Genomic DNA, 14,126 nt, shown 5'->3' with positions numbered 1-14,126 from the left:
GTTGCATTGCAATTTGTGCTGATTCTGTGTAATATGAAAGCAACCAAAGCAAAGGGGCGTCTATCCAGCGCGGATAGACGCCTCCTTTTTTGCATTCTGATGGGAAATTCTGCGAAATGGCCGTTTTGGCCGTAAGGGGGTATTTTACATGAAAGAAATGGTATTGGTGATTCGACCGGAAATGCTGGAAGAACTCAAGTTGATACTGGATGAGGTGCACTGCGGCGGCATGACGATTTCCAGCGTCATGGGCTGCGGCACCCAGAAAGGCGTTGTAAAAAATGGTGTGAACCAGATTAAGGGCTTTAAGATGAACATTAACCTGCTGCCCAAAATCCGTGTGGAAGTGGTGGTAGAGGACAGTTCAGTGGAGGACATCATTGCCAGCGTGCGTGAGCGTGTGGCAACCGGCCACGTCGGCGACGGCAAAATTTTTATCCGCAATATTGAGGACGCAATCCGCATCCGCACCGGTGAGCGCGGCAGCAAAGCACTGTAAAAGCAGAGAGGGATGATAGATGTGGGTGGAAACGCAATGGTTCAAATCCGAAACGTCAACAAAGCCTACGGCGGCAACCAAGTGGTAAAAAATCTTTCACTGGATGTGTATGAGGGCGAGTTCCTGACGATCCTTGGTTCTTCCGGCTGCGGCAAAACCACAACCCTGCGCATGGTGGCGGGCTTTGAACAGCCGACCTCCGGCGAGATACTGGTGCAGGGTGAATCTATCGCAGAGAAAGAACCCTTTGAGCGGGACGTGAACACTGTTTTTCAAAGTTATGCGCTTTTTCCGCATATGACGGTGTTTGACAACGTGGCCTACGGCTTAAAAATGAAGAAAGTCCCCAAAAAAGAAATTTATACGCGTGTCATGGAAATGCTGGAGCTGGTGCAGCTGGGCGGCTTTGAAAAGCGGATGCCCTCCCAGCTGTCCGGCGGACAAAAGCAGCGCGTCGCGATTGCGCGGGCACTGATTAACCGCCCGAAGGTGCTGCTGCTGGACGAACCGCTGGGTGCGCTGGACTTAAAGCTGCGCAAGCAGATGCAGTTGGAACTGAAGCGCCTGCAGCGCAAGCTGAACATTACGTTTATGTACGTTACGCACGACCAGGAGGAAGCACTTTCCATGAGCGACCGTATTGCGGTGATGCATGACGGAATTCTGGAGCAGGTGGGGGAGCCAAAGGAAATCTATGAAGCGCCGCAGTCCAAATTTGTGGCAACGTTTATCGGTGAAACCAACCTGTTTGAAGGGGTGGTGAGCAGTGTGCAGGATGACCGTGTTTCGATTACCGTTGAACCGGGTACTGTTACTGGCTGCGGCACGGACTTTCATCCGAAAGAAATGGTTGCTGTTTCTGTGCGGCCGGAACGCATGCGGTACTCACAAACGCCGGTGGAGGGCTTTACGATTGAGGGCATTGTGCGGGAGCAGGTGTACGTTGGTTCCGTGCTGAAATCTATCGTGGCGCTTTCAAATGGCAACGAAGTGAAGCTGGAACGCCTTGCGGGTGAGGCACTGCCGATGAACGGCACGGTTTACCCGTACTGGAATCCGGAGGACGCCCGGCTGATTCACCCGCGCGACCAGGAATTTTTCAATGCCGTGGAAAATGTGCAGATGGCGTAAAGGGGGTGTCCGGTATGACAAAGCAAAGGTTTCGTTCCCGCACCGGTCCTGCACTTGCGATGGTTGGTCCGGTGACACTGTGGCTTGCGTTCTTTGTGGCAGTTCCGCTTGTGTATGTCCTGATCATGAGCTTTTGCGGGCTGGACGAACACTACAACGTGGTGTTTCAGTTCACAGCGGAAAACTACCGCAGATTGTTCGACATCAGCTATGTACAGATTTACGGCCAGTCGATCCTGATTGCATTTATTACAACGGTTATCTGCATAGTGCTGGGCTATCCGTTTGCATTCCTGATTTCTCGGACATTTAAAAGCCGCAAAACGATTTTATACATGATGGTGATTATTCCTTTCTGGACGAATTCACTGATCCGCATTTACGGCTGGCGCACATTTCTTGGTACCAGCGGCTGGCTGAACAAAGCATTGCTGGCGCTGCATATTACCAGCGAGCCGGTGCAGTTCCTGTTTAACCGCGGTGCAACTATCCTCGGCATGGTGTATGTGCTGTTTCCGTTTATGGTGCTGCCGCTGTATACAGCGATTGAAAAGCTTGATCAGGCGCAACTGGAAGCCTCCGCCGACTTAGGTGCACGCGGAGGTGCTACTTTTCTGAATGTTGTGCTGCCGCAGACGGCCAGCGGCATCTTTTCTGGCTGCATCATGGTGTTCATCCCATGCCTTGGCTATTTCTTTGTTTCTGATATTCTCGGCGGCGGCAACGCGGACGTGATCGGCAACCTGATTCAGCGGCAGTTCCAAAGCGGCAACAACTGGCCGCTGGGTGCGGCGCTGTCCATTATCCTGATTGCCATTACGCTGCTCTTAGTGAAGCTGTACCAGAAGTGCGGCGGCGACCTGCAAAGCTTGGGGGTGTAAAGTATGCGAAGCCAAACGAAGAAAAAGTGTAAACGCACCGGCGGCGCGGTGTACTGCGGGCTGGTGTACGCGTTTCTGTTTTTGCCCATTGTGGTGATTGTTGCAAATTCCTTTAATGCAACTACCTCAAAGCCGTACTTGACATGGAAAGGTTTTACGCTGGATTGGTACAGCAAGCTGTTTGACAATACCGCACTGCTGCAGTCTTTTGGCAACACCATTTTCATTGCGATAACCAGTATGCTGCTCTCTACCTTTATCGGCACCATTGCGGCGGTGGGCATGTACAAATACAAATTCCGCGGAAAAAGCATAATTGACGGCCTTTTGTACATCCCGGTTGTTATTCCGGAGATTGTGCTCGGTATTGCGCTGCTGACGCTGTTTTCTAGCACCGGCATCCCGCGAGGTCTGCTTTCGCTGGTGCTGGCGCACACAACCTTTTGTATTCCCTATGTAATTTTTAATGTTCGCGCCCGGCTGGACGGTTATGACAATTCCATTGAGGAAGCGTCCATGGACTTGGGCGCCGGGCGGCTGAAGACCTTTATGCAGATAACCCTGCCGGTGCTGGCGCCGGGCATCGCGGGTGGTGCACTGCTGGCGTTTACGCTTTCGATTGACGACGTGATTATCAGCTACTTTACCAACGGGCAGACCAAAACCTTCCCACTGAAGGTAATGGAGAGCATTAAGAGCGGCGTTGCGCCGGATGTAAATGCACTTTCCACGCTGATTTTGCTGGTGACCACTGCAGTGGTGATTTTGACACAGAGCGGCCTGCTGAAAAGGTTGAAAAAAGCACACGGCTGAAAGACCGCGGCGGGCTTCGCCCCGCCCCTGGTTGCTTTCTAAGAAAGCGACGGAATAACAATCAAAACAACACTTAAACAATTAATAAATGGAGGGAAAAGTCATGAAAAAGAAACGAATCGTTGGTGCCTTGCTTGCATGCGCTATGCTTTGCACCAGCCTGACCGCCTGCGGCGGCGGCAGCTCCACGGCGGCAGCCGGAAGCAAAGGCGAACTGAATCTGTTCATTTGGACAGAATACGTCCCGGATTCCGTGATTCAGGGCTTTGAAAAGGAAACAGGCATTAAAGTGAACGCTTCCACTTTCTCTACCAATGAAGATATGCTGGCAAAGGTAAAGTCCGAAAGCGAGGGTGCGTTTGACATTGTGCAGCCCAGCGATTACATGGTGGAGCAGATGATTAGCCAGGGAATGCTGCAGAAGCTGGACTCCTCCAAATTGACCAACCTGAAAAATATCGGTGAAGCGTACCAGAAACGCGCCTACGACCCGCAGGGCGCATACTCTGTGCCGTACTTGGGCGGTGTGGCTGCGATTGCAGTGAACACCAGCAAAATTAAAGACACGATTACCGGCTATGCGGATTTGTTTAACCCAAAGTACAAACAGAGCATTGTTGCGCTGGACGATTACCGTGCGGTGCTGGGCATGTCTGCCCGCAGCATCGGTTTGAGCATGAACGAAAAAGATGACGCAAAAATTGCACAGATGAAAGCACAGGCGCTGAAATTAAAAGACAACGTGAAACTGTACGACAGCGACAGCCCGAAGTCTGCGCTGATTTCAGGGGACTGCAACCTTGGATTTTGCTGGAGTGCGGAAATTGCGTTGGCGATGAAGGAAAACCCTGCCATCAAGATTGTGTTCCCTAAGGAGGGCGCTTATGTTTTCCTGGATAACTGGTGCATTACCAAGGGTGCAAAGAATGTGTCAAATGCCCACGCTTTTATTAACTATATGCTGAAGGCGGAAACAGCAAAAGCGGTTTCCGAGGAATACCCCTACCTGCAGCCGAATGCCGCAGCAGTTGACCTGCTGGGCGATGACTACAAAAATAACAAAGCACAGAATATCCCGACGGACGTAATTAAAAAGGGTGAATATGTTTCTAATTTGGATACTGAAACGCTGACAAAGTACGATGCCATTTGGACGGAACTGAAAAAATAATCAGATGCTTTTTGACAGGAGGGAATCCCGTATGCCAATTCACAAAATGCTGATTGATGGGGAATGGACCGAAGGAACTTCCAAAAAAATAATTGATATTGTAAACCCCGCCACAGGGGAAGTGTTTGACCATGTGTATGAAAGCAGTGTAGCGGATACCCGCAAAGCCGTTGCTGCGGCAAAAAAGTCCTTCTACGAAACGCGTGACTGGCGCGATATGGATTCCCAGCAGCGCGGCGATGTCCTGCTGAAGGCAGCAGACCTCATAGCCGCCAACGCGGCAGAATTGACGCGGCTGGATACGCTGGACAACGGCAAGCCCCTGCGGGAAGCCGAGGGCGACATTGATGACGGTATCCACACCTTCCGCTACTACGCCGGGCTGATAAAAGCCCCCTACGGCGGCGTATACGACGTAAACAGCAATTTTGGTGCCATGCACTCGTACACCATTCATGAACCGGTGGGTGTCTGCGCGCAGATTACACCGTGGAACTATCCGTTTTTGATGTCCGTCTGGAAAGTGGCGCCCGCACTGGCCGCGGGCAACAGCATTGTTTTCAAGCCAAGTCCCAAAGCCCCGCTTTCCACAATCCGACTTTTTGAACTGCTGGAGCAAGCCGGCCTGCCTAAGGGCAGCATCAACCTGCTGCAGGGGGACGCCGAGGTTGGAACAGAGCTGGGCGAAAACAATGATGTAGATATGATTACTTTTACCGGCAGCACAAAGGTCGGCCAGAGCCTGATGCGCGCCGCGGCCGGAAACGTTAAAAAAATTGGCCTGGAACTGGGCGGCAAGTCCCCCAACGTCATTTTCGCGGATGCGGATATTGACGGCGCGGTCGAGTGGGCGATGATTGCCATTTTCTTCAATCAGGGTGAGGTTTGCTCCGCCGGTTCCCGCATTATCATAGAAGAATCGATAAAAGATGAATTTGTGCAGAAGCTGGCGGCACGGGCAAACGCCATGACGATTGGCAACGGCCTGATGAACCCGGATTTAGGTCCGCTGATTACCGAAAAAGATATGGAAAAGGTGCTGCGCTACATTCGCAGCGGCATTGAGGAAGGTGCTGTACTGGTTTGCGGCGGGGAGCGCCACACAGAAGGCGACTGTGCCAACGGCTATTTTGTGCGTCCTACCATTTTTGACGGCTGCACAGCGGATATGAAAATTGTGCGGGAAGAAATCTTTGGCCCGGTGGTGACTGTGCAGACCTTTCAGACAGAAGCAGAAGCCATTGCAATGGCAAACGACACCGAGTATGGTCTTGCCGGTGCCGTCTTTACCAGTGATGTGACCCGCGCGGTGCGTGTGATTAAGGAAATACGTGCCGGGATTACGTGGATCAACTGCTACAATCCCACGTTCAATGAAGCACCGTGGGGTGGCTACAAGCGCAGCGGAATCGGACGTGAACTGGGTGTGCATGGACTGGAGGAGTATCAGGAAGTGAAGCAGATCAACCTGAATCTCAACCCCGGTAAAGTGGGCTGGTACGAAAACTAAGTGCAGCAAAGCCTATCCATTATTTGTATCTATCCTGTACCATAATTACTATTCCATAAAGTAAAATAACCTTTATGAATATAATATCATGATTAAAAAGTATTATAAAAATAAAACTGGTAGTAAAAAATAGGTACACAAAGTGAATTGATGCATTAAACAGAAAGAGATAGAATAATACCAGAAGCAAAGAAGCGATGGGCGCCGGTACCCGTCGCTTCTTTTTATAATAACCGGACAAAACAGGAGGATTTTCACATGAGTTACGCAGAAGTAAGCAGAGATTTGGAGCGCGTGCTGGGTTACATCCACGCACAGAAGCTGACAGAAGCGGAAATTGACACCATGACGAAGGAAACGCTCCATTACTTTGATGAGTACGTCAGTCCCGGCTGGCTCAAATACCGCAAGTCTGTTTCCACCAATTCCGCCGTGTTGGAGTGGACGGACCACGACGCAGTGGTGGACGGCACCAACGGCGAGGAATTCATTGACTGTCTGGGCGGTTTTGGCATTTACACCTGCGGCCACCGCAACCCTGAAATTCTGGAAACCGTAAAGGCACAGCTTGATCACCAGGCACTGCATTCGCAGGAGCTGCTGGACCCGCTGCGCGGCTACCTTGCCAAGGCCGTGGCGGATATTACCCCCGGCGACTTGGAAAAGTGCTTCTTTACCAACGGCGGCGCAGAAGCGGTGGAAATGGCGCTGAAGCTTGCGCGTATTGCTACCGGCGGGCGCTGGTATATCTCTATGGTAGGCGCTTTCCACGGCAAGAGCATGGGCGCCATTTCTGTTGGCGGCAAAAATACCTACCGCATTCCGTACACGCCAATGGTGCAGCAGGTGCAGCACGTGGAGTACGGAAACGCGGAGGATGCACGTAAGGCCATCCGCAACCTCCAGACTGTCGGTGAAAAGGTCGCCGCCGTTATCGTAGAGCCGATCCAGGGGGAAGCGGGTGTCATTGTACCGCCAAAGGGTTACCTGACAGAACTGCGCAAAATCTGTGATGAATACGGTGTTGCGCTGATTTTTGATGAAATTCAAACCGGTATGGGCCGGACCGGTACCATGTGGCGCTGCGAGGTGGAGGACATTACACCGGATATCATGACCTTCGGTAAGGCGTTTGGCGGCGGAATTATGCCGATTACCGGTATCATCTGCCGCCCGCCGATGTGGACACAAGAGCTGATTGACAACCCGTGGCTGCTTGGTTCCCCAACCTTTGGCGGCAACCCGGTCTGCTGCTCCGCGGCGCTGGCAACGATTAAGTACATGATTGACAACGACATTCCGGGGCAGGCAAAGAGTAAGGGCAAAATCCTGAAGGACGGTCTGCTGAAATTAAAAGAAAAGTATCCAACGGTTATTGAGGATGTTCGCGGCGAAGGACTGATGCTGGCAGCTGAGTTTGTGCAGAGTGAGGTCGGTTATAATATTGCAAAGGGCTTGTTTGCCCGCGGTGTTTTGACTGCCGGTACGCTGAACAATAGCAAAACCATTCGTTTTGAGCCGCCGGCCGTCATTACCGAGGAGCAGATTGCGGCGGTGCTGGCACGCATGAATGAAGCGCTGGCAGAAACAAAGGAAGCCTTTGCACTGTAAGCGTGTCTGACTGCGGTTATCATTGCTTCCATACGAATTTGCGATAGGACAGCGTGTGCGGAATAAGTGTTATATTAAAAGCCATACTGAAACAACGGCGGCAGAGCAAGACTCTGCCGCCGTTGTTTTGTTGACAGAAAAAATTGCCGGGGGTAAAATAAAAAGCATAGTTGAAGATTATGGGAGCAGATGAAATTGAAAGATTCCGGGAAAGTAAAAAATTATATATGTCGTTATTTGATCTTAACAGCAGGACTGCTGATTTTGGCCTTTGGCGTGGCACTGTCCATTAAAGCGGCGCTGGGAACTTCGCCAATTTCCTGCCCGCCGTATGTACTCAGCCTGCTGCTGCCGTGGTCAGTGGGAGAGATCACGATTGCCATGCATGTGTGCTTTATTCTGCTGCAAATTGCGCTGCTGCGGAAAGCGTATCAGCCGATTCAGCTTCTGCAGCTGCCGATTGCGTTTGTGTTTGGCTACTTTACAGATGCGGCGCTGTATCTGGTACGGAATCTGCAGGTACCAAATTATGCCATACAGATTTTTTGGTGCATTGTCAGCCTGTTTTTAACAGCGCTGGGGGTCTACTGTGAGGTCAAAGCAGATGTGGTCATGCTGGCGGGCGAGGGTACAGTAAATGCGATTGCAATCGTGACCGGAAAGCCGTTCCCGAAAATCAAGGTGCGGTTTGACTGTACACTGGTCGCTATCGGCATTTTGATTTCACTGATTAGCTTTCATCGTCTGGAAGGTGTGCGCGAAGGGACGATTGCGGCGGCGGTCGTTGTTGGGATGATTGTACGCGTGTATGACAAGCACATCCATGTTCTCGATAAAGTAGTGGTTCACTGATACCTCGCTGCTTTGCGCCAGCAAAAGAGAGGAAGTATTCCTGAAAAACTGGTATTCTTTGATGCAGAGGTGATGAGATGGAGTGGCTGGAAAGCTGGAACAAAGCAGTCAATTATATTGAGGGGCATCTGGAAAGTGAAATCAGCATGGACGAAGTTGCAAAGCTGGTCTGCTGTTCCTCCTTCCGCTTTCAGCGGATGTTTTCCTACATGACGAATCTTTCTCTGACGGAGTATATCCGCCGCAGAAAAATGACCAGAGCCGCGGCAGAGCTGCAGCATGGTGCCAAAGTAGTTGACGTTGCCTTCCGCTATGGATACGAGTCCCCCACAGCTTTTAACCGTGCGTTCCGGAGCGTTCACGGTGTTTCACCGTCCATGGCAAAAAAAGAGGGAATTGTTTTGAAAGCCTATCCACCCATCAGCTTCCATATTACAATCAAAGGAGAAGCTGAAATGAAGTATCGCATTGTAAAGAAAGACGCATTCCGTATTGTTGGGTACCATAAAAAGATAAACGGAATGGAAGGAAATTTTCAGGAGATTCCTGCGTTTTGGGAAAAGACAGAGCAGGCGGGCGGCATTCCAAAACTGTGTGTGCTGATGGACGGTGAACCGAAAGCAATGCTGGGTGTAACATGCAGTGCGGAAAACTGCTGCGAGGACTATTATATTGCGGTGGCAAGCAGCGCCCCGGCTTCTGTTGGGATGGAAGAATATATGATTCCGGCGGCAATGTGGGCTGTTTTTGAGTGTGTCGGTCCAATCGAAGGGCCAAAGGAGTGCGTAATGGGAGATTTGCAGAAACGCATCTTTACGGAATGGCTTCCCACTTCCGGTTATGCGTATGCGGATGCGCCGGACGTTGAGGTTTACCCGCAGGGCGACCTGACTGCCAAGGATTATCACTGTGAAGTTTGGCTGCCGGTTGTCAAAAAATAAGTTGTGTGAAAAAATACTGCGGTAAGCTGACTGCCGCAGTATTTTTCTTGCCTGCTTTTGCCCGCACTGGTATAATAAAAAAAACACAATGCACGGGATGCAGGAGGAAAGCTATGCTGACAGAGCAAAAAAAACAGTTTATCGAATTCATGATGACCGCAGATGTGCTCCGATTTGGTGATTTTATTACAAAGAGCGGACGCAATACACCTTACTTTGTCAATACGGGAAATTACCGTACCGGAGCGCAGATTGCCGGGCTTGGAAAGTTCTACGCCGGTCTGGTGCATAATACCGGCTGTTCCTTTGATGCCATGTTTGGGCCGGCTTACAAAGGCATCCCACTGGTGACCGCCTGTGCAGGTGCACTTTACAACGAATACAAAGAGGACAAGCCGTATTTCTTTAATCGCAAGGAAGCCAAAGACCACGGTGAGGGCGGTTCTCTGGTCGGTTACAAGCCAAAGGACGGCGACCGTGTGATTATTATTGAAGATGTCATTACCGCCGGTACAGCTGTGCGCGAAACCATGCCAATTCTCAAAGCCTGCGGCGATGTTTCCTGCAAAGATATGTTCATCTCTGTGAATCGCTGTGAAGTGGGGCAGAACCCCGGTAAAACCGCCATCATGGAAGTGCAGGAGGAGTTCGGTATTAAGGTGCACGCGCTGGTGACCGTGCGGGACATTCGGGAATGGCTTTCTGCACACGGCGGATACGAAGCACTGCTGCCGAAGATGGATGCCTACATGGCAAAATACTGCATTTGAGAAAAGAGGAAACCTGAATGCTGAACGCAAAAGAACTGCAGCAGCTGCGCACCGGCGCGCTGCTGGACAGCAAAATCGCAGGCAACCGATATGAGCGTGACCGCGGGCCGTGGCGTTTTCGGGACTGTCTGATTCTCTACTATGATGGTCGTGTGAGGCTGGAACGCAGTTGCTACGGCGAAGCGGCTGGCTTGGTATTTACCGTTTGGGCTGAGCGCGTGGAAGAGGATGGAAACCTTGTATGGCAGGAACTGCCTGCCACAGCGGAAAATGTACCGCAGAAAATTACAGCGATAAAAGATGGCACGTTGTATCTGGACGAGAAACCCGTGGCGTGGAAATGCACGGAAGAACTTGCCGCGGATAAACAGTATGGCTACCGCAAACGGAAGCATGGATTGTTCCGATAAAACCAATCTGCAGACAGTGACATAAAAAGGACTCCGAAACCGCTTCGCTTCGGAGTCCTTTTATATTTTGAAGTTTACTTTGTCAGGAACATTACGCCGTAGGGCTGCAGTGTAACGGAAGTGCCGGAAACACCGCTTTCCAATTCTGTCATGGATTCATCCAGAGGGAAGCAAATCGTTTTCGCATTGAAGTTCTGCACAATGATATACTTGGTGCCGTCCTCTGCAAGGCGAAGGCTGGCAGTTACCCCGTCAGGCAGTTCAGTACTGCCTAGCGCAGGTTCTACCCCAATTTGCTCAATGAGCAGACCGTAAAAGTCATTGTAAAACGCATCCTCTGCACGGGCAGCAAGGAAGTAGGCAGTGCCGCGTCCGAAATGGTTTACAGTGAACGCAGGGTGGCCAGCATAAAAATCATCACTGTAACTGGCAAGCGGCTGTGCATTGCTAGGGCGAACCAATTCACAAAGTTCATGCAGCTCATAGGTCTTGCCGTCCCAAATCATGTGGTTGCAGTCTTCGTCACGCAAACCGTCAATTTCTTCTGTGCGCAGTCCGTAAACCTCGGAAAGTCCCTCGCCGGGCGTTGCACCCTCAAAGCAGAGGTCGTTTTCATCGACCAGCCCGCTCCAGTAGGTGCCAACCAAAGTGCCGCCGTTTTCTACAAAGGTGCGCAGTTTTTCAGCGATACCCGCGCGGTGTAGGTACAGCATCGGCGCAATCACCAGTTTGTAGCCGGAAAGGTCATCTTCCGCATTGACAAGATCAACGTTTACACCCATGTGCCAGAATGCCTGGTAGTGGGATTCAATGGTTTCCTCATAGTGCATGGCACCGTTGCGCGGGCCGCATGTAGCGTCCAGTGCCCATTCGTTTTCACGGTCAAACAGAATGGCAACTTCCGGCTTTACGTTGGAATGGCACAGCGCAGAAAGTCCCTCCAGCCGTTCGCCAAGGTGCGCAACTTCGCCGAACACGCGGGTGTCGCTTTCACCGTAGTGGTCAACCACGGCGCCATGGAATTTTTCAGAAGCGCCGCGGCTTTGCCGCCACTGAAAATACTGGACCGAGTTCGAGCCGTGCGCCACCGCCTGCAGGGAAGCAAGCTCATGCAGGCCGGGTGCTTTCAGGCGGTTTACACTGCGCCAGTTGACTTGGCTCGGGGTACTCTCCATCATCAGGAAGGGTTTGTGATTGACGCAGCGCATCAAATCGTGCGTCATTGCGATATGCACCGCAACTTTTACGTCATTTTCTTCTGTGCGCCATGCGGGGTAGTTGTCCCACGAAACAATGTCCAGCACATCTTTGAATTTTGTGTAGTCCAAATCGTAATAAAAACCCATCAGGTTTGTAGTAACCGGCAGGGTGGAGCCGCCGGCACGCACGGCCTGTTTTTCCCAGCTGCAGAAATCCACGGTGCGCGCGGTTACAAAACGCCGCCAGTCCAGTACCAGCCCATGCAGCAGTTCTTCGCCGCGCGGGCCGGGTGCTTCAATCTGTTCCCAATCAGTATAGGTGTGGCTCCAAAACGGTGCCCACCATGCTTTGTTTAAAGCTTCCAGTGTGCCGTACTTTTCTTTCAGCCAGGTGCGGAACTCCGCCTGGCACAGCGGGCAGTAGCAGGCACCATTGTATTCATTGGAAATGTGCCACAGCAGCACACCCGGATGGCTTCCAAATGCCTCAGCAAGGCGGCGGTCCATTTCCCACACTTTTTCCCGATAGACTGGAGAAGTGTAGCAATGGTTGTGTCTGGCACCCATGTGGTTGCGGTGCAGGGTTTCATCAACACGCAGCACCTCCGGGTATTTGTGGGCCATCCAAGCCGGGCGCGCACCGCTTGGAGTGGCAAGGACGGTGTAGATGCCGTTTTCGTAAAGGGAGTCAATCACGCGGCCAAGCCACTCAAAGGTGTAGTTCCCCTCTTCCGGCTCCAAAGCAGTCCATGCAAAAATGCCGACGGAAACACAGTTGATGTGTGCCTGTTTCATCAGCTCAATATCTTTTTGCAGAATGTCCGGCCGGTCAAGCCACTGGTCCGGATTGTAGTCGCCGCCGTGCAGCATTTGATTATTCAGCAGGGTATCCATGTACAAGATCCTCCGTTTGTATTTTTTCTGAAACTGCTTTCATTATAGCAATCCAGAATAGAAAAGAAAAGGGATATTTTTAGCTGAATTTACTAGACTTTTTTAAGCAAAAAGGCGAAATCAGTAATTATTGATTCATTTGCGGGTTGTCAGTACGCTCCAGCAAATAATCCACACTGACGTGGTAATAATCAGCCAGCGCGCAGAGCACCTGCGGCGGAATCATGCGTTGGCCGGATTCATAGTAAGCATAGGTGCGCTGCGGCAGATTGACAGCCGCGCCGATTTGTGCCTGCGTCATATCATGGTCTTCCCGCAGGCTGCGAATTCTGGGGTATCATTTCATAAACATCACCGCTGAAAGTATACCCTGTGTTCAAAAGAAAGACAAGCACCACCTTTTGGGGCAGTGCTTGTCTTCTTTTTGTGGAGATTGCATTGAAAAGAGCGTGAAGTGCTTTTTGCTCAGTCAATCGTTTGCATATGCTTTTCGCGGATGACCTTCAGTGCGGCTTCGTCTGCAAAAACCGTAACGTCGCTGTGCAGCTGCAGGATGGAAGCCGGAATCTGCGGGCGGATTGGCCCAAACAAGGCCTTTTCCAGAATGTCGGCTTTGTTTTCGCCATTTGCGACCAGTACAATTTTTTTTGCTTTCATAATGGTCTGAATGCCCATGGTAATGGCCTGCTGCGGCACATCAGCTTCGCTGTCGAAAAAGCGTGCGTTTGCCTTAATAGTAACTTCTTTGAGGGTGACAATGTGCGTCATGGTATCAAAGCAGTCATTTGGCTCGTTAAAGCCGATATGTCCGGTGTTGCCAATACCCAAAAGCTGCATATCAACGCCGCCGAGGCTTTCCACCAGTTTTTCGTAGCGGATACACTCGGCTTCCATGTTATGTGCGGTTCCGTTTGGCACATGGGTGTTCTCAATCGGTACGTTTATATGTTTAAAAAGATTTTCGTTCATGAAGGAGCGGTAGCTCTGCGGATGCTGAACCGGCAGGCCGATATATTCGTCCAGATTAATGGTGTGAACCTTGGAAAAATCAAGATCTCCCTTTTCATACCAGTCAATTAACTGGCGGTAAACGCCGACTGGGGTGCCACCGGTGGCAAGTCCAAGAACACAGTCCGGCTTCAGGATGACCTGCGCCGAAAGAAGATTGGCGGCTTTGCGGCTCATAGAAACATAATCTGGAGCGCTGATGATTTTCATATAGACCGACCTTTCTGTAAAGCAGCAGAATGTATTTGATTTCACCCACAGTATATATCATTTATTATTGTTTTGTCAATATTTATTATTTTTTATTCGTATTTGAAATTGAAAGTTCTTTTAAATTCTGCATAAAACACATGAAAACGCTGGAAAAACAGGCTTTTCGCCAAATTAACATAACAAGACTTGACAAATCACGGTGGGGGCATGGTATACTGCTACA

General features: G+C 50.8%; 14 protein-coding genes. 11 read left to right on the top strand and 3 right to left on the bottom strand.

The genetic code is table 11. The features are described 5' to 3' along the window. The first annotated feature begins 148 nt into the window (after positions 1-148). The 11 genes from H6X83_RS12885 (at position 149) to H6X83_RS12835 (ending at position 10,589) form a co-directional block, all read left to right on the top strand. A complete protein-coding gene (locus tag H6X83_RS12885; RefSeq protein WP_212506861.1) occupies positions 149-499 on the top strand; it encodes a P-II family nitrogen regulator in 351 nt (116 codons plus the stop codon). Between the two features lie 36 nt (positions 500-535). Then, entirely contained in the window at positions 536-1,630 is a 1,095-nt protein-coding gene (locus tag H6X83_RS12880; protein WP_425489194.1) for an ABC transporter ATP-binding protein, read from the top strand. A gap of 14 nt (positions 1,631-1,644) precedes the next feature. After that, entirely contained in the window at positions 1,645-2,511 is an 867-nt protein-coding gene (locus H6X83_RS12875) for an ABC transporter permease (protein WP_212506859.1), read from the top strand. 3 nt (positions 2,512-2,514) lie between these two features. Continuing rightward, the gene (locus H6X83_RS12870; protein WP_212506858.1) at positions 2,515-3,324 is read left to right on the top strand and encodes an ABC transporter permease; all 810 of its coding nucleotides are present in this window, start codon (positions 2,515-2,517) and stop codon (positions 3,322-3,324) included. Between the two features lie 103 nt (positions 3,325-3,427). Next, on the top strand, positions 3,428-4,495 hold the full coding sequence (locus H6X83_RS12865; RefSeq protein WP_212506857.1) for an ABC transporter substrate-binding protein: 1,068 nt from the start codon (positions 3,428-3,430) through the stop codon (positions 4,493-4,495). Between the two features lie 31 nt (positions 4,496-4,526). Next, positions 4,527-6,005, top strand: a complete 1,479-nt coding sequence (locus tag H6X83_RS12860; RefSeq protein ID WP_212506856.1) for an aldehyde dehydrogenase family protein — start codon at positions 4,527-4,529, stop codon at positions 6,003-6,005. A 174-nt stretch (positions 6,006-6,179) separates the two neighbouring features. Further along, positions 6,180-7,616 carry a putrescine aminotransferase gene (locus H6X83_RS12855; RefSeq protein ID WP_343063153.1) on the top strand — a complete coding sequence of 479 codons (1,437 nt, stop codon included), beginning with the start codon at positions 6,180-6,182 and terminating at the stop codon, positions 7,614-7,616. Positions 7,617-7,805: 189 nt separating this feature from the next. Then, on the top strand, positions 7,806-8,468 hold the full coding sequence (locus H6X83_RS12850) for a YczE/YyaS/YitT family protein (RefSeq protein WP_212506854.1): 663 nt from the start codon (positions 7,806-7,808) through the stop codon (positions 8,466-8,468). 77 nt (positions 8,469-8,545) lie between these two features. Beyond that, entirely contained in the window at positions 8,546-9,409 is an 864-nt protein-coding gene (locus H6X83_RS12845; protein ID WP_212506853.1) for an AraC family transcriptional regulator, read from the top strand. A 113-nt stretch (positions 9,410-9,522) separates the two neighbouring features. Then, positions 9,523-10,179, top strand: coding sequence for an orotate phosphoribosyltransferase (gene pyrE / locus H6X83_RS12840; RefSeq protein WP_212506852.1), 657 nt, complete (start codon positions 9,523-9,525; stop codon positions 10,177-10,179). 17 nt (positions 10,180-10,196) lie between these two features. After that, entirely contained in the window at positions 10,197-10,589 is a 393-nt protein-coding gene (locus H6X83_RS12835) for a hypothetical protein (protein WP_212506851.1), read from the top strand. A 74-nt stretch (positions 10,590-10,663) separates the two neighbouring features. Here the strand turns inward: H6X83_RS12835 and H6X83_RS12830 are convergent, their stop codons facing one another. The 3 genes from H6X83_RS12830 to nagB all read right to left on the bottom strand — a co-directional run bounded on the left by H6X83_RS12830 (position 10,664) and on the right by nagB (position 13,900). After that, entirely contained in the window at positions 10,664-12,682 is a 2,019-nt protein-coding gene (locus tag H6X83_RS12830; protein WP_212506850.1) for a beta-galactosidase, read from the bottom strand. 127 nt (positions 12,683-12,809) lie between these two features. Then, the gene (locus H6X83_RS12825; RefSeq protein ID WP_343063152.1) at positions 12,810-13,001 is read right to left on the bottom strand and encodes a helix-turn-helix domain-containing protein; all 192 of its coding nucleotides are present in this window, start codon (positions 12,999-13,001) and stop codon (positions 12,810-12,812) included. A 146-nt stretch (positions 13,002-13,147) separates the two neighbouring features. Continuing rightward, entirely contained in the window at positions 13,148-13,900 is a 753-nt protein-coding gene (nagB, locus tag H6X83_RS12820; RefSeq protein WP_212506849.1) for a glucosamine-6-phosphate deaminase, read from the bottom strand. Positions 13,901-14,126 lie beyond the last annotated feature (226 nt).

This window comes from Caproicibacterium amylolyticum (assembly GCF_014467055.1).
Lineage (GTDB): Bacteria > Bacillota > Clostridia > Oscillospirales > Acutalibacteraceae > Caproicibacterium > Caproicibacterium amylolyticum.
Note: the sequence above shows the minus strand (reverse complement) of the source record. Positions and strands in the feature narration are given on the sequence as shown.